General features: G+C 34.8%; 12 protein-coding genes and 1 pseudogene. 12 read left to right on the top strand and 1 reads right to left on the bottom strand.

The window, feature by feature from the left end; all coding sequences use genetic code 11:
- Nucleotides 1-60: 60 nt before the first annotated feature.
- The 6 genes from THEXY_RS12445 (at nt 61) to THEXY_RS11180 (ending at nt 10,746) form a co-directional block, all read left to right on the top strand.
- Nucleotides 61-4,602, top strand: coding sequence for a carbohydrate binding domain-containing protein (locus THEXY_RS12445; protein ID WP_013788951.1), 4,542 nt, complete (start codon nt 61-63; stop codon nt 4,600-4,602).
- Nucleotides 4,603-4,757: 155 nt separating this feature from the next.
- The gene (locus THEXY_RS11200) at nt 4,758-5,804 is read left to right on the top strand and encodes a LacI family DNA-binding transcriptional regulator (protein WP_268257787.1); all 1,047 of its coding nucleotides are present in this window, start codon (nt 4,758-4,760) and stop codon (nt 5,802-5,804) included.
- Between the two features lie 279 nt (nt 5,805-6,083).
- Nucleotides 6,084-7,463: a sugar ABC transporter substrate-binding protein gene (locus THEXY_RS11195; RefSeq protein ID WP_013788949.1), complete on the top strand. Its 1,380-nt coding sequence runs from the start codon at nt 6,084-6,086 to the stop codon at nt 7,461-7,463.
- Between the two features lie 66 nt (nt 7,464-7,529).
- Complete coding sequence (locus THEXY_RS11190; protein WP_013788948.1) at nt 7,530-8,462, top strand: carbohydrate ABC transporter permease; 933 nt, start codon at nt 7,530-7,532, stop codon at nt 8,460-8,462.
- A gap of 14 nt (nt 8,463-8,476) precedes the next feature.
- A complete protein-coding gene (locus THEXY_RS11185) occupies nt 8,477-9,376 on the top strand; it encodes a carbohydrate ABC transporter permease (RefSeq protein ID WP_013788947.1) in 900 nt (299 codons plus the stop codon).
- Between the two features lie 29 nt (nt 9,377-9,405).
- A complete protein-coding gene (locus tag THEXY_RS11180; protein ID WP_013788946.1) occupies nt 9,406-10,746 on the top strand; it encodes a GH1 family beta-glucosidase in 1,341 nt (446 codons plus the stop codon).
- A gap of 83 nt (nt 10,747-10,829) precedes the next feature.
- Here the strand turns inward: THEXY_RS11180 and THEXY_RS11175 are convergent.
- Nucleotides 10,830-11,575, bottom strand: a pseudogene (locus THEXY_RS11175) (transposase family protein).
- A gap of 249 nt (nt 11,576-11,824) precedes the next feature.
- Between THEXY_RS11175 and THEXY_RS11170 the strand changes: the two are divergent.
- The 6 genes from THEXY_RS11170 to THEXY_RS11145 all read left to right on the top strand — a co-directional run bounded on the left by THEXY_RS11170 (nt 11,825) and on the right by THEXY_RS11145 (nt 24,384).
- Nucleotides 11,825-14,245 carry a GH116 family glycosyl hydrolase gene (locus THEXY_RS11170; RefSeq protein ID WP_013788945.1) on the top strand — a complete coding sequence of 807 codons (2,421 nt, stop codon included), beginning with the start codon at nt 11,825-11,827 and terminating at the stop codon, nt 14,243-14,245.
- Nucleotides 14,235-16,571, top strand: coding sequence for a glycosyl hydrolase (locus THEXY_RS11165; protein WP_013788944.1), 2,337 nt, complete (start codon nt 14,235-14,237; stop codon nt 16,569-16,571). The genes THEXY_RS11170 and THEXY_RS11165 overlap by 11 nt, the downstream gene beginning before the upstream one ends.
- Nucleotides 16,572-16,996: 425 nt before the next feature.
- Nucleotides 16,997-18,745, top strand: a complete 1,749-nt coding sequence (locus THEXY_RS11160) for an ABC transporter ATP-binding protein (RefSeq protein ID WP_013788943.1) — start codon at nt 16,997-16,999, stop codon at nt 18,743-18,745.
- A 33-nt stretch (nt 18,746-18,778) separates the two neighbouring features.
- Complete coding sequence (locus THEXY_RS11155; RefSeq protein WP_013788942.1) at nt 18,779-20,563, top strand: ABC transporter ATP-binding protein; 1,785 nt, start codon at nt 18,779-18,781, stop codon at nt 20,561-20,563.
- Nucleotides 20,564-20,831: 268 nt separating this feature from the next.
- Nucleotides 20,832-22,745, top strand: a complete 1,914-nt coding sequence (locus THEXY_RS11150) for an FAD-dependent oxidoreductase (protein ID WP_013788941.1) — start codon at nt 20,832-20,834, stop codon at nt 22,743-22,745.
- A gap of 208 nt (nt 22,746-22,953) precedes the next feature.
- A complete protein-coding gene (locus THEXY_RS11145) occupies nt 22,954-24,384 on the top strand; it encodes an N-acetylmuramoyl-L-alanine amidase (protein ID WP_013788940.1) in 1,431 nt (476 codons plus the stop codon).
- Nucleotides 24,385-24,408: the final 24 nt, after the last annotated feature.

The raw sequence follows: 24,408 nt of genomic DNA, 5'->3' as shown, positions 1-24,408 counted from the left end.
CATAAATTATTTTTAATAATATCATTAAGATAAATAATTTTAGAAAAGGGGATTTGAGAAATGAAATTAAGTATAGAAAAAGTGTTCTCTGTGTTTATGGTATTTGTATTAATAATATCATTTTTGCCGAGAATTGCTATGGCTGATACTATACCTAATAATCAAAATACAGAGGATACATGGAAGCTTATATGGGAAGATGATTTTAGCAAAGATACTAGCATAGATACTAGCAAGTGGAATTTTACAATTGGCGCTGGTGGATATGGAAATAACGAATTGCAGTATTACACTGATAGACCTGATAATGCAAGAATTGAGAATGGTAAATTAGTTATTGAAGCAAGAAAAGAAAATTATAATGGTAGTCCTTATACTTCGGCAAAACTTACGACGCAAGGAAAGTTTTCATTTACTTATGGAAGAGTAGAAGTAAAGGCGAAACTTCCTGAAGGGCAGGGCATGTGGCCAGCTATTTGGATGATGCCAGAAGACATGAACCTATATGGGGGATGGCCTGCTTGTGGTGAAATAGATATAATGGAATTGTTAGGAAACGAACCTAATAAAGTATACGGAACTATTCATTATGGTGATCCACATACTTATCGTGGAGGAAATTATGCATTGCCAGATGGTAAAAAATTTTCTGATGATTTCCATGTTTTTGCACTTGAATGGGAACCAGGAGAAATTAGATGGTATGTTGACGATGTTTTGTATTATCAAACGAGTGATTGGTTTTCGCGTTCAATGAATGAGGCTTTTGACTATACGTATCCTGCTCCGTTTGATAGAAATTTTTATTTAATACTGAATGCGGCAGTTGGAGGTAATTGGCCGGGATACCCTCCAAATGATGCTAACTATTTTCCTCAAAAAATGGAAGTTGAATATGTAAAAGTATACCAAAAAGATGCGTATAAAGAGGCTGTAAAGCCAGTATCTGATACAAGTGCAACATATCCAGAGAATGCACGACCTCCATTAAATGATGGCAACCTCATTTATAATGGGAGTTTTAACACCACTGTTGATAATGTATATGGAATACCTAGTGTTCCTAATACAAGCTATTGGCAGTTTGTACATTTAGATCAATTTGGTGGTAATGGGACTATTGAAAATACAGGGCAAGGTGTAAAAATAAATATTACAAATGGTGGTAGTCAGACTTATTCTGTTCAGCTTATGCAAAGACCTATTTGTCTAATAAGGGGTAAGACATATAAGCTTTCGTTTGATGCAAAAAGTGATGGACAGCGTACGATTGAAACCAAACTATCAAGTGGAGGTGGGGATGATGGTAATACATGGATAGACTATGCTCTACAAACTTTCACATTAGATAGCAATTGGAAGAATTATTCTTATTTGTTTACAATGCAAAATGATACCTATGTAAATTCGCGATTAGAATTTAATGTAGGTTTGAGTACGTTACCTGTTTATATAAATAATGTGAGATTAGAAGAGTATAATTTCTTGGATCCTAATGCTATTAAAGAACCACTTCCTAATGGAAATCTAATATATAATGGAACTTTTGATCAAGGAGATGACAGGTTTGCAGCCTGGGAATTTATAAATTTAGAAAATACTGGTGCTTCTTATGAAATAGGTTCATTACCTGATGATAGGTACTTCAAATCAGTAATTACAGATGGTGGTAAAGACTTTGCAGATATAAAATTAGTACAATCAAACTTAAAAGTAAAAAGTAGCTCTACTTACCTTTTAGATTTAAAAGCAAAAGCTTTTGATTCACCGAGAGAAATAAAAGTATATTTGTCTGACCAAGATTATAATCCAATATCAGATGTAAAAGTTTTAAAACTTTCATCTGACTGGGATGATTATAGGATTAACCTTACAACTAATAAAAGTTTTTCTAATGGTTGTAAACCTAAGTTTGTAATTGAATTTGGAGGATCCAATGTCAACATAGGACTTGATAATATTTCTATGAAAGAAGTATCACCTTCAAGCTTTGTGACTGTTTTTCCAGATCAATTTTATGATCTTGAAAATGCGCAAATTGGAAACGAAATGGTTGGTTTTACACAGAATGGTAAAGCAAAATTTGATGTAAATATACCAAAAAACAGCAACTATGTAGTTTCATTTAAGTTAATGAAAGCACAAGAAAATAGCAGTCTTAAACTTATTGTATCTGATAAAACTTATGAAATTCCCACATATATTACTAACGATAAAGCTGCCATAGTGACAAAACAAGTGTATTTAAATGAAGGTAATAATAATATTGAAATAAATGCTGAAAATATAGAATTAGCTTATATTGAAATATCGCCTAATTTAATAAAAAATGGAGATTTTTCTGATGATTTAAATGAATGGACAAATTGGATTGGTGAAGGTGGAACGGGGAATATAACAACATCATCAGGCCAATTAAAGGCAGAGATTAATAATATCGGAAATCAGTTTTGGAGCATTCAAATAAAACAGGCACCTATGGAATTAGAAAGTGGTAAAATTTACAGAGTATCTTTTGATGCTAAATCTACAGAGCCTCGTGATATATTTATAAAAATTGAAGACAGTGGATATTTCGGACATTTAGAAAAATATATTCCTTTAACTACAACAATGAAAAATTACACATTTGATTTTGAGATGGATTCTACGAGGTCAGACATAGACTTAGTTATAGGTTTAGGCAACATGGAGCCAGGTGGCAAAAATCCAACTAATATGAGTCATGTTGTTACAATGGACAATATATCGATAGCTGAGGTTTCGGAGAATAACGGTTATTTTGAGAGCGATGTGCCTGAGGAAATTTCTAATGAAATTCAATCAGAGACAGAGACACCAGCACAAAAAATAGGTGACAAATTGCTACCTGAAGGACAATTTAATGACAATTCTGCATTAAATTATTGGAAATACTGGTCTTCAGCATCAGCAGGGAACAATGCACAAATGACAATAGAAAACGGAGAATTAAAGGTTCATGTTACATCTATAGGAAATGACTCTTGGGATCCTCAGATATACAGGGAAGGAATTACCCTTATAGATGGGAAAACTTATAAAATTTCCTTTAAAGGAAGAGCGAATGAAGATAGAAAGATAAATGTTGTGATAGGTAAACCACTTAATTCGGATCCATGGTTTATAGAATATATGCCTAAAAAGACCTTTGACATAACAAAAGATACAAAAGAGTATGAAGTAACCTTTAAAATGGATAATTCTACAGATACAAATGCAAAACTTGTATTTGAGATTGGGAAAGTAGATGGATATAATATAGTGCCTTCTGATTTATATTTTGATGAAATACAAATTGAAGTGGTTGATCCAAATGCAGAAACAAAACCAGAAAATAATAGTGATGGTAGTGGAAGTAATTCAAGCAGTGCAGGGAATAATAACACTGAAAGCACAAGTACAAGCACAACAAGTACTACAAGCGTCAATAGCAGCAATACAAACAATACAAACAATACAAACAATACAAACAATACAATTGGAGCAGTCAATAAGAATGGTAACATTATTACATTGACGCTTGATGCAGGAAAAGCTAAAGACCTGATAATAAATTCAAAAGACAAGAAAGTAGTATTTGACATAACTACAATAGGCCAAGGACAGCAAAAAGTCGTGCAGATTTCCAAAGACATTTTAGATACAAGTGCTGCTAACGGCAAAGACATCGTCATAAAATCAGATAACGCATCAATAGCACTTACAAAAGATGCACTTAACCAAAACCAGATACAAAACGGCGTCAATGTATCTATAAAAGACAATGGAAAGCCTAATGTAACAAACTATATGCCGCTTTCTAATGTAGTAGACATAACAATAGGTAATAGCAGTGGAAATGTAGCATTGGCAAAACCAGTAGAAGTAACATTAAATATATCAAAAGCTAACGATCCAAGAAAAGTAGCAGTTTACTACTACAACCCAACGACAAATCAATGGGAATACGTGGGTGGAAAAGTAGACGTGTCATCTAGAACAATAACATTCAATGCGACGCACTTCTCGCAATATGCAGCATTTGAGTACGACAAGACGTTTAATGACATAAAAGACAATTGGGCGAAAGACGTAATAGAAGTATTAGCATCAAGGCATATAGTAGAAGGAATGACAGACACTCAGTATGAACCCAATAAGACAGTGACGAGAGCAGAATTCACAGCAATGATACTGAGGCTTTTAAACATAAAAGAAGAAACATACAATGGAGAATTTAGTGATGTTAAGAGCGGAGACTGGTATGCAAACGCAATAGAAGCAGCATACAAAGCAGGAATAATAGAAGGTGACGGAAAGAACGCAAGGCCCAATGACAATATAACAAGAGAAGAGATGACAGCAATAGCAATGAGAGCATACGAGATGCTGACACAGTACAAAGAAGAAAACATAGGTGCTACATCATTTAGCGATGACAAATCCATAAGCGACTGGGCAAGGAATGTAGTAGCAAATGCAGCGAAATTAGGAATAGTAAATGGAGAACCTAACAATGTATTTGCACCTAAAGGTGTAGCTACGAGAGCAGAAGCAGCAGCTATCATATACGGCTTATTAGAGAAAAGCGGAAACATATAATCATTTCAACTGCCAACACTTCGTAAGAAGCTGTTGGCAGTTGCTATTTATACATTCTTAATAGATAATAATGGAGATGCTTTTTATTAAATAGAATTTGTGTTATAATAAAATATAAACACGAGTTTATAATTTTATTGATTTTTAGAGGAGAAATAAATATGAATAGCAAAGAAATAGCAAAAATTGCAGGTGTTTCACGCAGTACTGTTTCAAGAGTAATAAATAATTACCCAAATGTACCTCCTGATACAAGAGAAAAAGTATTAAAAGTTATTAAAGAATACAATTATGTTCCACACGCATCAGCAAGAATGTTGAGGGGCAAAACATCTAAAACAATAGGCCTTGTCATAGTTGATATAAAAAAAGATTCAGAAATACATAGAATATACGATAACGTATATTTTGGACCGTTTACTACTGCAGTAGTAGATTTTGCAAATAGAATTGGCTATAATGTTCTTATAACAACGGTTTTTAAAGTTAAGGATTATAAAAAAGTAAAGGAGATTTTTTATAACAAAACTATCAGTGGTGCTATATTTGTTGGTGTGAGAAATAGTGATCCTGAAATAAAAAGTCTTATCGAGGAAGGATTCAAGATAGCAATTGTAGATCAAGAAATAAAAGAAGAAGATGAAGTATTCAATAAAAGTATTATTGTAAATATGGACAACTTAAATGGATCTTATGAAGCGACCAAATATCTCATAAACTTAGGACATAAAGAAATTGCTCATATAACAGGCGATTTGGATAAACTGTCAGGCTTTGCACGATTAGAAGGATATAAAAAAGCATTAAAAGAAGCTGATATTACTTACGATGCACACTATATTGTGAAAGGTAATTTTGTTGAAGAAAGTGGATATAACGCAATACATAAATTGTTTAAAAAAGTAAAACCAACTGCAATTTTTGCGGCAAATGACCAAATGGCAATAGGTGCTATGCAAGCACTTCAAGAATTAGAATATGCTGTACCTGAAGATGTTTCGATTATTGGGTTTGATGATATTACTATATCTCGATATGTAAAGCCATCATTAACAACAATGAGTGTTTCACTATTGCAAATGGCAGAGTTATGTGTAGAGAATTTAGTTAAATCGATTGAAGGTGAATCAAGCATTGTGGCAAAATTTCTTGTATCAGCAAAATTGATAGAAAGAGATTCGTGCAAAAAAATTATTGATTAGTTTGGGTTTGATGTTTACTATTGACAATGCAAAAAATATATTGTATAATAAAAGTGAAAAGTTTGTAAACATTTAAAATAAACACGTGTTTACAAACAATAAAAATAAATCGAATGTTGCGTATTATTATATATTGTTAATACATATAATTATTAATGGCTTTAAGTGATTTTAAACTAATTTTAAGCAGATTTTTGTCTAAATATGCATAATAAAGGTATTACCTTTATTATAAATAATTATTAACACGTGTTAATATATTTTGAGGGGGTTATTTGCATGAACAAAAAAGTTATTGCTATGTTGCTAGTATTAATGCTGGCATTAGGAAGTTTAGCTGGCTGTGGTAATTCATCAACAAAAACCACCAGCAGCAATAATGATCAATCTAAAAGCACATCATCTGAAAAAGTTACTTTACAAGTATGGATTATGCCTAATAGTGCTCAAAGTGCTAGTGACTTTTTAAACGTCGTAAAACCATTTACAGATGCTCATCCTAATATCAACATAAAAGTGACAGTTATAGATTGGGGATCCGCATGGACAAAAATTACTACGGCAGCAACAAGTGGCATAGGGCCTGATGTTTTGCAGCTTGGTACGACGTGGGTTCCTGCTATCGCTTCAATGGGTGCACTTGAAGATTTGACAGATAAAGTTTCTGATTTAGGCGGAGCAAGTGCTTTTTTACCTGCAGCGTGGAGTTCAACGGGTATTAAAGATTCTGGTAAAACGTCTGCAGTACCTTGGTTCGTCGATACGAGGGGGATATTTTATAGGACAGATGTATTTGAAAAAGCTGGAATAGATCCGAAACAAGCTTTTGCAACATGGGATTCTTTTTTAGATGCTGCTAAAAAGATTAACAATATGGACATTAATGGTCAAAAGATAGCTGCTATAGGTATACCTGGTAAAAATGACTGGAATGTAGTGCATAATTTTGCTGCATGGATATGGGGCGCAGGTGGGGATTATTTATCGCCTGACAATAAACATGCTGTGTTTAATAGCCAAGCAGCTTTGAAGGGAATAGATTTTTACACAGGTCTTGCGCTACAAGGATTAGTGCCTAAAGCTGTACTTGAGAAAAATAGTGCTGATGTTGAAAGCCTTTTTGCAAAAGGACAATTTGCAATAACCTTTTCAGGTCCTTGGTTAGTTAAGAATTTTTCAACGCCGGCTGATAAAGGTGGATTAGCAGATACTATAGCAGCTAAAAATTATGCAGTTGCTAATTTGCCAGAAGGGCCTGCTGGGAGATATTCTTTCTTTGGCGGTAGCGATCTGGCAATATTTAAAGCATCGACACATAAAAAAGAAGCTTACGATTTGGTTAAATATCTTGTAACAAAAGATGCACAAGTAAATTATGCAAAAGTAACAGGTATGCTTCCTGCTTTGAAAGAAGCGCTTGATGATCCTTATATAACATCAGATCCTAATATGGCGGTATTTAAAGAGATTGCTCAATATGGTCGTTCTTATCCTGCAGTACCTGCATGGGGACAAATAGAAAATATTTTACTAACACATTTAGGCAATGTGTGGGACGATGTAGCTGGTGTAAAGGGACCATTTAATCAGAATATGATAGCTGATGAAATGAATAAAGCTGCTGAAGAGGTAGACGGAGTATTGCAACAAGCAAAATAATAAAAATTTTTAGGGAGTATTATTGCTGATTGCAATAATACTCCTGTTGTAAAGGAGTTGAATAATTTGGAGTATATTAAACAAAATTTCAAAAAGAATAAACTGGCTTATTTACTAATTTTACCTGCTATTATCGCTATGCTTATGATACATTTTATTCCGATGGTAGAAGGATTATATATTTCTTTGCTAAACTTAAATCAGTATACACTATTAAAATTTTTACATGCTCCTTTTATTGGATTAAAAAATTTTTATACAATATTATTTGATCCGTCTAGTACATTAAGAATTGGTTTCATGGATGCAGTTAGGAATACGATTATTTATACTATAGTTACTAATTTATTAGTTTTAATTATTGGATTATGGCTTGCTCATGTTTTAAAGCAAGAATTTAAAGGGAGAGGTATAGCACGTACACTGCTTTTGCTACCTTGGGTTGTACCTTCATATGTTGTAGGTTTACTTTGGGGATTTATGTGGAGACAGGATAGCGGCATTATAGACAAGATTCTCGTTGATTATCTACACATTTTACATCATAAACCGTTTTGGCTTATTGGTCCCAATGTTCTAATAGCAATAATTATTCCAACAATATGGAGATCATTCCCTATGACTATGATAATGTTGTTAGCTGCATTACAAACAATATCAGATGATTATTATGAAGCGGCTGAAATTGATGGTGCTACAGGTTGGCAAAAGCTTATATATATTACATTGCCATTTTTGAAGCCAGTTATAGGTACTCTAATACTTTTCGGTATGATAGGAAGCATTTATTCTTACAATATAGTGGCAATGATGTTTGGAAATGGTGCTGGATACCCGGGCGATTGGGGTGATTTAGTCATGACAAACATTTCAAGAAACTCATTTAATATGTGGCAATTTGGTACTGGCGCTGCTGCCTCTGTAATGTTGATGATAGGTGTTTTGGCTTTAACAGGCATTTGGTATAAAGTATTTAAAGATTCATTAACAATGCAATAAAGGGGGTTATTATTTTGATTGCAAACAAAGTGAACATACAAAATACATCAAAAAAACATTTAAGTTATAGACAAAAGAAAAAAATAAAGAGATATATTTCGCTTACAATGTTGTGGATATTTATTGGTATTACAATATTTCCTTTGATATGGATGGTAATATCATCAATGAGTGATCAAGAAGGATTACTAACAGGGAAGATACAACCACAGTTAAAGAATATTTTAGTAAATTACCATGATATGTGGACAAACATAAATTTTGGATTATATTTCAAAAATAGTCTTATTATTGATGCATCAACAACAGTTATAGCTTTATCGATTGCAGTTTTAGCTGGTTATGCATTAGCCAGGTTTAAATTTATAGGATCAAATTTATTTGGGATAGCGACACTTGGTACACAAATGATTCCAGGTATATTGTTTTTACTTCCACTATATTTGATATTTCTTCAAATCCAACAGACTTTTGGAATAAAAATGGTGAATACTTATCAGGGAATAATTATTACGTATTCTGCGTTTTATATTCCATTTAGTATCTGGATTTTAAGAGGTTTTTTTGCATCTATACCTTTGGAAATAGAGGAAGCGGCAAGAATAGATGGATGCACGCAGTTTAGTGCATTTATACGTGTGATTTTGCCGTTAGCTATACCAGGTATAATTGCAGCTGCTATTTATATTTTCTTGATGGCATGGGATGAGTTGTTGTTTGCATGGGTACTTACAACATCAGCTGATGTACAGACTATACCTGTCGGTATAAGGCTTTTTGTAGGCAATTATCAAAACAGATATGATTTACTTATGGCAGCGGCTACAGTTGTTACAATACCAGTCGCTTTAATGTTTTTCTTGTTGCAGAAGTATTTTATTAGTGGAATGACAGCAGGAGCTGTAAAAGGTTAAATTTATTATAAAAGACAGGAGTGAATATAATGGCTAATTTTCCAAAAGATTTTTTGTTTGGTGTAGCAACATCATCATATCAAATAGAAGGAGCAGTGAATGAAGATGGTAGAACGCCTTCTATATGGGATACATTTTCAAAAATTAAGGGTAAGACATATAATGGTGACACAGGAGACATAGCTTGTGATCATTATCACAGATATAAGGAAGATATAGGAATATTGAAAGAAATTGGTGTAAAAGCTTATAGATTTTCTATAGCATGGCCGAGAATTTATCCGGAAAAAGGAAAGTTTAATCAAAAGGGAATGGATTTCTATAAGAAGTTGATAGATGAATTATTAAAAAATAATATAAAACCTGTTGCGACAATATATCATTGGGATTTACCACAATGGGCTGGGGATTTAGGAGGATGGTTAAATAGAGACTCAATATATTGGTATTCAGAATACTCTCAAAAATTGTTTAAAGAAATTGGTGATGTTGTTCCAATGTGGATAACCCATAATGAACCATGGTGTGCATCAATATTAAGTTACGGAATTGGTGAGCATGCACCGGGACATAAAGACTACAGAGAGGCATTAATTGCTGCACATCATATATTACTATCTCATGGAGAAGCAGTAAAGATTTTTAGAGATATGAATATAAAAGAAAGTCAAATTGGAATAACATTAAATTTGACGCCAGCGTATCCAGCAACAGAAAAAGAAGAAGATTATTTGGCAGCTAAGTATGCCGATGGTTTTTCTAACAGATGGTTTTTAGATCCAATTTTTAAAGGGAAATATCCTGTAGATATGATAGAGTTATACAAAAAAGAAATTGGAGAATTTGATTTCATAAAAAACGAAGATTTAGGTATTATAAGTCAACCAATAGACTTTTTAGGGATTAATTTTTATAGCAGATCGATAGTAAAATATGATGAAAATTCTCTGATAAAAGGAGAAGCAGTAGAAGGGCCTGGGAAAAAGACGGATATGGGTTGGGAGATAAGTCCTGAATCACTGTATGATCTTTTGAAAAGGATTGATAAAGAGTATACAAATATGCCAATTTATATAACTGAAAATGGAGCAGCATTTAAAGATATAGTAAATAAAGACGAGGTTCATGATCAAGAACGGATAGAATATGTAAAGGAACATTTAAAATATGCTATTAAATTTATAGAGGATGGAGGAAATCTAAAAGGGTACTTTTTATGGTCTCTTTTGGACAATTTTGAATGGGCTTATGGATATTCTAAAAGGTTCGGTATTGTTTATGTGGATTTTGAAACGCAAAAAAGAATTTTGAAAGATAGTGCTATATGGTACAAAGAAGTAATAAATAAAAACTTAATTGACAATATATAAAGCATAATTGCGTGATGATAAGTAATGTACTATAGATGAGAAAAAATGATAACAAATATTACCATCAAATATATACACTACGCCTATGCTAACTGTAGTTCTGCTAAAATTTCATCAATAGGTACTTTATTATTAGCTCGCTCATACAGCCATTGAACACGCTGCTTTTGTACTTCTTTGCGTACTATTTTTATTCCTTGCCCAAATTTATAATATTCGTCACCTGAAGTCGTACAATACAGGTATGTCAATGATATAAGCCATAATAATCTATCTATTGATTTTGTTGAGCGTACTTGATATGTATTTAGTCCAAGGTTATTCTTTGTCTGCTTTCATAGCGCTCAATGCAGTAAGGTAATACCACATTGCCGCAAGATAGCATCATGGTAAGAAGTTGATGTCCCCAAACTTGCTTCCCTTTTAAATGTGATTGATGGAATCCTGTTGCCTGGATAGTATGTTTAGCCTGTAACGAAGGCTTTGTCTTCTCAGCAATAGTATCATCAAAAATCACAAATATCGGCTTATTGCTAGTTTGGGATAATTCAAATATAATGCGAATAACTTCTCGCCTTATAGCTCTCCATGCATACTCTATATTCCAAACACCTTGGCTTAAGAATTTGCCAAATGTAGTTCTATGGCAATTAGCAAAGCTTAAATTAACTATATCTGTAACAGTACCACTATAACCTTTTTGAGTGGCAGCAATTATAAATTCTACAATATGACGAATAACAGGTTTAGTAAAATATAATGCAAAATTTAATTTCATTAAGTACTGGATTATTGATGAATTTTCTGTTATTCTTTTATTATGAGACATTTGCTCCACTCCTATGATTAATATTGTTATAGTGTAACAACATATTAAATACCATAGAAGCGAGCATTTGTCTCTATTTTTTATTAAATTTTTTCATGTAAGTTTATTATGGCAATTTATGTTAGTGAATTTCTCATCTATAGTAATATATTAATAAATTGTGCAAATAATTGAAAAAAGGCAGAGCATCCTTGGCTTGGCAGGAAATGAGATGTTCTGCCTTTAATAATAGTTTTGGAGGACAACTAAATGAGAAAAGTAATAATATTGTTATTTATTTTTATATTTACAATTAGTGCAATACTAACAGGATGTTCAGAAAAAATTAACATAAATGAAGACAAAATAAGTCATAAAATAGATATACCAGATAGTGCGTGGACAATAGGCATAGGTGAGAAATTTAAAAATGCAGGTCATCCAAATGTTAAATACCCAATGATTGATGATTCATATGTACAAGGAGCTCCACTTGGTGGATTTGGGGCTGGCACAATAGGAAGGACATATAACGGTGGGTTTTCAAGATGGCACCTTGAAATAGGCAAAAACAAATATACTACGGTTTATGCTAATCAGTTTAGCGTATTTCAGAAGGTTGAAGGAAATAAAGATGGTGTGGCACAGGTACTATATGCGGGCGAACCGGAAAACGGCTATCTTAGCAGCTGGAAATGGGATTATCCAAAGGAAAGTGGAATGTATTATGCGTTATATCCTAATTCATGGTATACATACACTAACAAAGATTTGCCTGTACAACTTGCGGTAAAGCAGTTTTCTCCTATAATACCTTATAATTATAAAGAAACATCATACCCTGTTGCTGTTTTTAAATGGACTGCATATAACCCAACAAATAAAAATGTCGACGTTTCTATAATGTTTACATGGCAAAATATGATTGGTTTTTTTGGTAAACAAGTAAATGTCAATAGTGGCAACTTCAATAAAATTATTAAAGACAAATCTAAAGATAGTGAGATTGTTGCGGCTGTTATGGGCAATATATCAAACGATAATGAAGAATGGAATGGAGAATATTCAATTGGTGTTAAAAAAGTTCCGGGCGTTGATATTTCATATAAAGCTAAATTTGTAACTACTGGTGATGGTAGCGACTTATGGCATGAATTTTCGAAAAATGGGATTCTTGATAATAAAGATGACGAAACCCCAACAAAACAGGATGGAATAGGCAGTGCAATAGCAGTTAACTTTAAATTGCAACCCGGACAAACAATTGAGGTACCATTTGCTTTAAGTTGGGATTTGCCAATAATGAAATTTGGTGGCGGCGATAAATGGTATAAAATGTATACAAAGTATTTTGGAAAAAACGGGAAAAATTCTTTTGCAATTTTAAAAGAGGCATTAAATAATTATCAAAAGTGGGAAAAGATGATAGATGACTGGCAAAAGCCAATATTATCAAATAAGAGTAAACCCGACTGGTATAAAACTGCTTTGTTTAATGAACTTTATTATCTTGCTGATGGCGGGACAGCTTGGGAAAATGGTAAAGTTGGGGAAAAAGATAAAAGAACAAACAACATGTTTGGCCTTTTGGAGTGTTTTGACTATAACTATTATGAGACACTTGATGTAAGGTTTTATGGTTCGTTTCCGCTTGTAATGTTGTGGCCGGATATAGAAAAACAGGTTATGAGACAGTTTGCTGATACTATAAATGTGCAGGATAGTTCAGAGTTTAAAGTTGGCTCGAACGGAGCAATGGCAGTAAAAAAGGTTCAAGGCATGATACCGCATGATCTAGGTTCTTCATATGCTCTGCCTTGGATAAAGATTAATGCATATGATTGGCAGAATCCAAATATCTGGAAAGATTTAAATTCTAAATATGTGCTTCTTGTGTACAGAGATTATGTCCTGACTGGAAAAACAGATAAAGAATTTTTGAAATACACATGGAAATCAGTAAAGACCGCTCTTGATAAATTAAAAGAAATGGATAAAGACAACGACGGTATACCAGATAATGAAGGTATACCTGACCAGACGTATGATACTTGGTCAATGAAAGGAACAAGTGCATATTGTGGGAGTCTCTGGCTTGCTGCTTTAAAGGCAGCGCAGGAAATAGGAAAAGTTTTAAAAGATAATGAAGCATATATAAAATACAATGAATGGTATAAAATTGCTCAACAAAACTTTGAAAAAGAATTGTGGAATGGTGAGTATTACAATTTTGATACAGAGAGCGACCATAAAGATAGTATTATGGCGGATCAACTTGCTGGTCAGTGGTATGCGGATATATTAAGATTAGGAGATATATTGCCAAAAGATCATGTGCAAAAAGCCTTAAAGAAAATATATGAATTTAATGTTATGAAATTTGAAAATGGTAAGATGGGTGCAGTAAATGGTATGAGGCCGGACGGTATAGTTGATGAGTCCGATATACAGGCACAGGAAGTTTGGACAGGTGTGACATATGCTTTAGCATCTTTTATGAAATACAGAGGTATGACAGAAGAAGCGTATAACACAGCATATGGAGTATATAAAATGACTTATGATAAAAGTGGAAAGGGCTATTGGTTCAGGACTCCTGAAGCATGGACCAAGGACGGAAATTATAGAGCTTCAATGTATATGAGGCCGCTTTCTATATGGTCTATGGAGGTAAATTATAATGAAGTTTAATATGAAGTTTAATATGAAGTTTTTAGTAGTATTATTGATTATAATAATAGTCATCGGTTCTTATATCTTCTACTCTAAATTTTACTCTAAAAATGCACATGGAAACACTATAAGTGCAGGAGCTGGGAGTTATACCGATATTCTTCCTGCAGGACAAGTGGGCCCACAATCAGCAGTGTATAAGACATCTAATTTAACCGGTGCTATTCCAACAAATAGCTGGGAAAGTTCTATTTTATGGACACAGTATTCAGAAGCAATGTATCCAATTCCATTATCAGTTAAATTTACGGGAAATGGATTGCAAGTATGCAAACCACAAAAAAGTGGAGAAGGTGAAAGTTCCTATACTGGGCGATATGTGCTATGGGAGCACAATGCTAATACACCGGATATGACAATAAAAAATTCTAACTATGGTGGTTATACAGATGCACGTGCCGATAAGATAACTGATTGGTCATTCGATGGAGTGTTGACATCTGGTTCTACAAATGTTTTAAAAGCAACTATAACGGAAGGAAGTCCATATATCTACTTTGACTTTCCAACTGGGAATCCCCAAATAGTATTTAATACTATTCCCACAGTATTTTATGGGGATAGCAATAGTCAATATTTAGGTATAACAATAAATGGAATAAGTTATGGTTTATTTGCGCCGGCAGGGGCAACTTGGAGCGGTATTGGCACATCGGTATTGACATGTAATTTGCCAAGTGGTAAAACATATTTTTCAATAGCAGGTTTACCTGATAATACAACTTCTACATTAAATTATTTCAAAGACAGAGCTTATGCATTTATTACAGATACAAAAGTTTCATGGTCGTATGATGGAAATAATAGCCAAGTTATAACGACATTTACGATTTCAACAACAGCGAAAGAAGGTACAAATTTAGATACTATAATTGGTCTTTATCCTCATCAATGGAGAGATAATTCATTATCATATTTACCATATACTTACAACACAGTAAGAGGATTGATGAAGACAATATCGGGTACAAGTTTTACAACGACATATAAATATTATGGCATATTACCCACTATTCCGCTAAATGGTTCTGATCCATCTACATTGAACTCTCTATTGAATAGCGAATCAATTGGTATTTCATCGACGGATACCTATTGGAACGGAAAAGATCAAAATAGAGTTTCTTCTATTCTTCAGCTTGCTAAGATGAATAATAATACAACAGTTTTCAATAATGCACTATCTAATTTGGAGAGTAATTTAGAGGATTGGTTTACTTACAGTGGTTCTTCAGATTCTAAATGTTTTTATTATGACCCAACATGGGGAACATTGATTGGTTATCCGGCAAGTTATGGTTCAAATGATCAACTTAATGATCACCATTTTCATTATGGGTATTTCATAAATGCTGCTGCACAAATAGCCTTAGTAGATAAAAATTGGGCAGATCAGAGCAAATGGGGTAGTATGGTAAATTTACTTATAAAAGATATTGCAAATTGGGATCGGACAGATACCAGATTTCCATTTTTAAGAAATTTTGATCCGTATGCGGGGCATTCATGGGCAAGTGGTAATGCTCTCTTTACAGATGGAAATAATCAAGAGTCATTTTCCGAAGCGATGAATGCATGGCAAGCAATGATTTTATGGGGAACTGCAACTGGTCAAACAGCAATTAGAGATTTAGGGATATACATGTATACAACTGAAGCAGAATCTATGTATAACTATGTATTTGACTTGTACCATGACGTTATTGATCATAGTGGAGTATACAATTGGAACTATTCATCTATGATTTGGGGTGGAAAATATTGCGCAGAGATTTGGTGGGATCCAGGTTCAACAGCTAACTTTGCGGCACAAGGCAGAGGAATTGAACTTTTGCCTATAACCGGTGGTTCATTTTATCTTGCAAAGGACAAAAATTACGTCAAGAACTATTATGATGAAATGTTAACTCAAGGGGGAACTACAGAACCTTCGTCCTGGCAGGATATATGGTATATGTATTTAGCACTTTCTGATCCTTCTACAGCATTGAGCAAGTGGAATAGTTCTATAGCAAATGAACCAGGGCAATCAAAGTCTTTTACTTATGCGTGGTTAAATGCATTAAATACTTTGGGAGTTCCTGACATGACAGTGACTGCAAATACTCCATTGTATCAAGTATTTAATAAAAATGGTGCTAAGACATATGTTGTATATAATCCTACGAATAATCAATTAACTGTTACATTCTCTGATGGTAAAGTAGTAAATGCCTCTGCAAACAGCTTAACGATTGACAATGGAAGTTCAAGTTCGACAAGCAGTAGTTCGTATTTACCTTAAACTAATGGTATTTGTTTAACTAAGGCTTCCCATCCTCTATAGGATGGAGTAGGTTCACTGCTTGTTAAGCTTCTGGTCATTAAGGGTTTTTTTACTAAAATTTGTTGCAATCGTTTTGTCCCCAGTGGTATAATATTTGTAGTTTCTCTTTGAAAGGAAAGATTGTGATGATTAAGGGTGTTCTTAAATAAGCCATTAGACTGAAAATGGCATGATAAGTATGGCATTTTATTTTGAAGCCGTAAATTTCTGGCAATTTATTGGCTTTGTTTGCTATACTTTAAATTGTTTAAGAACACAGTCCAACACGATCTTTGCCTTTATACGCAATAATTGCACATATAATTATTGTGCATCAAAGTTTGCTTAAAAAGACTGTATAAGACTATGTTCTTGTACAGTTTTTATTTTTAGGGGGGATTTTTTTGAGGAGAGTCTTAAAATACGTCTTAAGGTACAAGTTATACGTGATAGTGCCATCTATTGCTATGGTACTGGCAATCGCACTTGATATGTTTAATCCATATCTACAGGAGGTAATTACCGACAAGGTATTTATAGGTGGCGATAAGAGCCTTCTTTGGCCAATTTTGTGGGCTTTCATTGCCATCACAGCAGTGAGGGCTGTATTAGGATATTTAAGAGAGTATATATTTGATGTACTTTCAGCAAAGATAAGCGTAGACATAAAAAAGGACCTTTTTGACCACATTCAAAGCCTTCCTTTTAGCTTCTTTGACGGAATGAATACAGGTGAGCTTATGTCCAGGATAGGTGAAGATGTTGACAATGTGTGGAGGAGTATATCATTTGGCATAAGGCTTTTTATTGAAAACATGATATATTTTATTACTGCATCCACAATACTCTTTTTTATAAACTGGAAGCTTACTTTAGTAAGTCTTTTAGGAATGCCTATCATTGGATATCTTGCACTTCAGTTTGAAAAGAAGATTGGCATATCTTATGGGAAACTAAGCGATCAAGGTGTGCTTATGAATACGGCGGCACAGGAGAATATAGCAGGTGTGAGGCTTGTGAAGGCATTTGCGAGAGAAAAGTATGAAATCATGAAATTTTTAAACTTAAATAATGAAAATTTTGAGCTTAGCATGGAGCAAAACAGGATAGTGGCTAAGTATTTTCCGCCTATAGATTTTTTGACGAACTTCTCTATAGTCATATTGGTAGTCTTTGGCGGCATGTTGGTAATCAGAAGCTCTCTATCTATTGGAGAATTGGTGGCTTTTAGCGGATATATATACATGCTTATATGGCCTATGAGAATGCTGGGATTTTTGACGAATCTGATTGCACAGTCAGATGCGTCAGCTAAAAAGATAATGAGGATCATGGACATCGTTCCATCTATCAAAGACAGTGAAGATTCTGTAAGGATAAAAGAATTAAAAGGTGATGTGGAGTTTAAGCATGTGTTTTTTAAGTACAATGATGATATGGTCTTAAAAGATATAAATTTCAAGGTTTCGTCGGGTCAAACTGTAGCAATAATGGGTACAACTGGTTCCGGAAAGTCGTCTTTAGTAAATCTTATTGGCAGGTATTACGATGTCTCTGATGGTGCTGTATACATTGACGGCTACGACGTAAGGCGCATAAATCTTCACGATTTGAGAAGTCAGATGGCGGTGGTGCAGCAGGATACATTTTTGTTTTCTGAAAGCATCGAGGAGAATGTAAAATTTGGGAAAGAAGATGCATCATTTGAAGAGGTGAAAGAAGCATTAAGGCTGGCTTGTGCAGATGATTTTGTTGAGGAGTTTGACGACAAGTACGATACGATAGTAGGTGAAAGAGGTATCGGCTTATCAGGTGGTCAAAAGCAAAGGATAGCCATTGCGAGAGCCCTTATAAGGGATGCGAAGATATTGATACTTGATGATGCGACATCTGCACTTGACATGGATACAGAATTTAGACTTTTAAAAAATTTAAGTGAAAGGCGGAAAAACGCTACGACGTTTATCATTGCTCATAGAATATCGGCTGTTAAAAATGCAGACATGATCCTTTACATGGAAGATGGACGTATCGTTGAGAAGGGAACCCATGATGAGCTTCTTAAAAAGAGAGGTAGGTATTACGAGATTTATCTCGAGCAGTTTAAAGATTTTAGCGATGAAGAGTACAGCATTCCGGATGCTTGCAGCTAAAATGTTCGTCAAACGATGGAGGGAGGCACGAAGATGGCTAAAAATATGGTAAAGCAAGATGAAGATTTAAGGCGAATGTCGAATTTTGTCATATTAAAAAGGCTTTTCAGCTACCTTGGCAGATACAAGTTTAAGGTATTTGTTGTGATAATGTTTTTGATATTTGAGATGACTGTAAGTTTGATAAACCCGGTTCTTATGAAGACGGCCATTGATAAAAACATACGAAATGGCGATATAAATGGGCTATTTATCATCGGAATTTTGATGGTGTCATTAAATTTCTTAGCGATGATGGCATCAAGAACCAGGATAGTAAAGATGGCTTCTGTCACAAATGATATACTTTTAAATATAAGGCATGAATTATATAGCCACATACAGAAGCTTTCGTTTTCTTTTTTTGACTCAAGGCCAGTAGGGAAAATTTTAGCAAGGGTTATAGGTGATGTGAATTCACTACAGGATTTATTTAATAACAGCGTTACAAATTTTATACCGCAGATATTGACGGTAATATGTGTTGGCGCTATGATGTTTTATTTAAATAGCAAATTGGCTATGGCTTCCATGATTTTGCTGCCGATGCTTGTGATTGGTCTTTTTTCGGTGGAGACTTTATCGAGAAGAAGATGGCAGGAATTTAGAAGAAAGAGGTCTACATTTAATGCGTATACACATGAAGATTTTTCAGGGATAAAAGTTGTACAGGAATTTGCGAATGAAGACAAGACTTCTTCAGTGTTCTTTAAACTTGTCAAAGATATGATGGACAGTTTTATTAAAGCTGTGAGATTGAATGACCTTTTTTGGCCTATGGTTGATGCGTCTTATGGGATTGGAGCTGTCATACTTTATTATTTTAGCGCAAAGTTTATGGGATACGGTATTACAATCGGGACAATAATAGCATTTACCATGTATATAGGCATGTTTTGGAGGCCAATTCTCGACATAAGCAATTTTTACAACAGTTTGGTCATGTCGTTTGCATCTGCAGAGAGAATATTTGAGATAATGGACATTGAGCCAGATATTGTAGACATGAAAAATGCTATTAAAATGCCTAAGATAAAAGGAAATGTGGAGTTTAAAAATGTAACGTTTGGTTATGACGATGGCAATGTTGTTTTAGATAATGTAAGTTTTAAAGTTAATGCTGGCGAAACTATCGCACTTGTTGGTCCTACCGGTGCAGGAAAGACTACGATTGTAAATCTCATAAGCCGTTTTTACGATCCGTCTAAAGGAGCTGTCTTGATAGATGGAAAAGACATAAAGCATGTGGAGCTGGAGTCTCTGAGAAGCCAGATGGGCATAATGCTGCAGGATACGTTTTTGTTTTCGGATACAATAAAGGAAAACATAAGGTACGGAAAACTTGATGCCACAGATGATGAAATCATAGCAGCGGCAAAAGCGGTAAATGCCCATGAATTCATAATGAAAATGGAAAAAGGCTATGATACAGAGGTAAACGAGAGAGGATCAAGGCTTTCTGTAGGGCAAAGACAGTTAATATCATTTGCAAGGGCACTTCTAGCAAACCCGCGAATATTGATTTTAGATGAAGCCACATCTAACATAGATACTCAGACGGAAAGGCTTGTGCAACAAGGTATAAAAAAGCTTCTTTCTGGAAGGACGTCTTTTGTTATAGCCCACAGGCTTTCTACCATAAGGGATGCCGATAGGATAATGGTGGTAGATGGAGGAAGAATCGTAGAGGTAGGGACGCATGATGAGCTTATGAATCTTAAAGGCCTTTATTACGACCTCTACATGTCACAGTACAAATTTTTAAGTGAAGGAGCTTAAATATATAGGCGGAGGGTGAAAATTTTCATCTTCTGCCTTTTTATATCACATAAATTTCACAAAATTTTCACATCAAAATTATAAAGTACAGTTGTAGTATTTTTTACAAGATTATTAAACCAAGTGATAATGATGGAGATGATAGGATGTCAAAATTATTGACAAAAGAAGAGGGAAAAAATTTATTCGAAAGGCTGAGAAATTTATATTCAAATATAGGCAAATCATGATATAATCAACATATGAGTAATATGTTGAGGTGATTTTTTTGCCTAAGAAGTATTTTATAATCATCATTACGCTTTTCATCGTATCAGTATTAATAATAACAGCAGTAGGTGGCTACTTTTACGTAGAAAAGTACAAAAAAGTACCCCAAAAGACGACATCAAAGGTTATAGAAGAAAATGAGAATCTTCCCAAACCGATTAAGCTTAATCTACCTGATGGTGGTAGTCAATACGATGTCATAGTAGTAGGAGCAGAGCCGGAAGGCGTTGCTGCTGCAAGGTCTGCTGCAAAAAACGACGCCAAAGTCTTAATAATCGACAATCACGATGGACCTGGCGGCCTCATGACGTACGGCATGCTAAATACCATAGACATGAGTAAGGCTCCTGACGGTACATTGCTTACACAAGGCACATTCAAAGAGTTTTTTAAAGGCATAGGCTCAAAAAACTCCTTTGATGTAAAAAAGGCAAAAGAAGTATTCTTGAAGCTTTTAAGCCTTCCAAACATCACCCAGTCTTACAATACAACATTTGAAAAGCCTATAATGAACGGAAACAAGATAATAGGCATAACAGCATTGAAGGACGGAAAAGAAGTAAACTACTACGGCAAAAGGATAATCGATGCAACACAGGATGCTTCAGTTGCAGCATCTGCAGGTGTGCCATACACAATCGGCGCAGAAGACATGGGCTTAAAGGGAAAAGTACAGGCATCGACTCTTGTCTTTAGATTAAAAGGTATTGATTGGGACAACCTTATAAAAATAATAAAATACGAAAAAAAGATACCAGCAACGTATATAAACGACACATCTGCAAATGGATTTCTATCCATCACGAAAAACTACAAGCCTTCAACGCCTATGCTTAGGTTAAGAGGTCTTAATCTCGGTAGACAAGATGATGGCACAGTATTAGTAAACGCACTTTTGATATACGGCGTAGACGGACTTAATCGATCATCAATAGAAAAAGGAATGGAATTAGCTAAGAAAGAGCTCCAAAGAATAGTGCAGTTTTTTAGAGAAAACATCCCTGGTTTTGAGAAAGTGCAGCTTGACGGCACAGCAGATGAGCTGTATGTAAGAGAGACGAGGCACATAAAAGGATACTACACACTTGACATAAACGATGTTGTATTCAACAGGGACTTTTATGACAGGATAGCAATAGGGTCATATCCTGTAGACGTACAAGCAACATCACCAGAAGACACGGGATATGTATACGGAAAGCCTGTAGAGTATGCAGTGCCATTTAGGTGCATAGTGCCAGAAAAAGTAGACAACCTTTTAGTAGTAGGGCGATCAGCATCCTACAGCCACTTAGCTGCAAGCTCTGCCAGAACAATACCAATAGGCATGGCAGAAGGAGATGCGGCAGGTGTAGCGTCAGCATACTCAATAGCCAAAGACAAATCATTTGAAGACATCGCAAAGAATGAAGAAGATATAAAGAACATACAGTCCATATTAGTAAGCCAAGGAGCGTACCTTAAGCCGTTTAAAGTAGAAGAATCCGTAGAAAAAAGTTGGGCCTTTGACGGACTAAAATTTGTCCTTCACTGGGGGCTTATAGTGCCTGGATACACAAATGATTTTAAGCTTGATGAAAACATAAAAAGCATATCATTTTATTATATGACGTACAAAATGATAGAAAGGTCTATGCCCAGTAAGCAACAGCTATTAAGCGAAAATAGTCAGTATCTGCAAAAATACATTGTAGACAAGCCACTTACAAAAGAAGAAGCTGCGGATATACTATTGACGTATGCTGGATACAGAAATGAGGTAAATGTCAATAGTGGAGATCTTTTTAAATTGGCTTATGAAAAAGGGCTTGTGTCTAAAGAAGCGTATATGGACGTTTTGAAAAGTGGATATGTTAAGTGGCAGGATGCCTATGACATGACACTGTCATTATATAATTACATTAATAAATAAGCTACAAAAAATACCTGGAGACAGGTATTTTTTTTGTAATACGGTGGCGAAAAAAGTCTATTAATGGCATATTGAAAATCAAGAAGTGCTGGTTATCCATGATAAGTTAATAAATTGTAATGTGTCTGTAACTTATCTGTAATAAAAATAGGCTATCATGTAAATATGTTTATAAATAATAGAATTTTTGTCGAAAGGGGGTAGAGAATTGAGAAAAGCCATCGCGATTCTATCCATTTTGCTTTTTGTTTTGGCACTTCACGCTACTTCGTACGCATTAAGCGGAAATATCGTTGTAGACGGCAAAGTCGTAAATTACAACGTGCCTGATGTCAGCATAACTGTAGATGGAAACCCATTTAATACATACGGCAATCCGCCTCTTATATTGGACGGGAACACCATAGTACCATTAAGATCGATTGCACAAGGATTAGGTGCCAGTGTAAACTGGGATGGGACAACTCAGACGATAACTATAACGAAGGAAAAGGTCTTTAAATTTTTCATAGGCAAAAATTACGCCACTGTCGACGGAAACCAAGTACAACTTCCAGCGCCTGCAAGACTTATAAATTATGATACATCGTACGTTCCTATGAGATTTTTGTTTGAAAGTTTAGGGTATGATGTGAAATGGATAGGTGATAAGTATTTAATACAGGTCACATCAAAAACACCGGATCCACAAACATCAAACAATGTAAATATCACAAGCTTTAGCTCAACTTATGCAAATGGTGTTTACACAGTGACTTTGAAGGCAGATGGTCCATTGGTGTACCAAAAAGGGATTCTGACTGATAGCTCTGGCGTAAGAGTGTACTTCGACTTTGATAATGCTATAAATGCAGTCACTAATAAGCAGATCTCTATAAATCAAGGTGGACTTAACATGGCTTATATTGGACAGAACCAACTTCAGCCTGCCATAACAAGGTTTGTTGTAAGTATGTCTTCAAGCCTTCTATATACGATAACACAGTCACAAGACAAAAAGGAATTCGACATTTCATTTAATATTGGCAGTCCCAGCCAGGCTTCCAATAACGGCCCGCTTATATACATAGATCCAGGACATGGAGGCTCTGACCCGGGGGCAATAGGAATTGGCGGCATACACGAAGCAGATATAGCATTGGCAATCGGGCTTAAGTTAAAAACACTTCTTGACAACGGTGGATTTCGCACCATGATGTCTCGCACCACAGATACGTATGTAGGACTTTATGATAGACCTGATCAGGCAAATAGTGCAGGTGCAGATGCGTTTGTAAGCATTCACTGCGATGCTTTTGACTCACCATCTGCAAATGGGACGACGGTTCTTTACTATCCAAATGGATACAATGGTGACACGAGGGATGACAAGACGTTTGCGCAAATAATACACGACAACTTGATGCAGGAAATAAACACGACGGATAGAGGTTTATCAGAGAGGCCTAATTTGGTGGTATTAAACCAGACGAAGATGGTTGCTGTCTTAGTGGAAACAGGATTCGTTACGAGCCCTACGGATGCTCAGCTTCTCACAGATGATAATTTCCAGTGGAAAGTGGCTCAAGGCATATACAATGGCATAGTACAGTATTTCAATGAGTTAAAGAGTGGTGCTATTAAATCTACTATTTCATAACATATAAGTATTATCGTTAAAAAA

Origin of the sequence: Thermoanaerobacterium xylanolyticum LX-11 (assembly GCF_000189775.2) — a bacterium.
GTDB lineage: Bacteria > Bacillota > Thermoanaerobacteria > Thermoanaerobacterales > Thermoanaerobacteraceae > Thermoanaerobacterium > Thermoanaerobacterium thermosulfurigenes.
The sequence above is the reverse complement of the archived record's forward strand: the minus strand, read 5'-3'. Positions and strand labels throughout refer to the sequence as shown.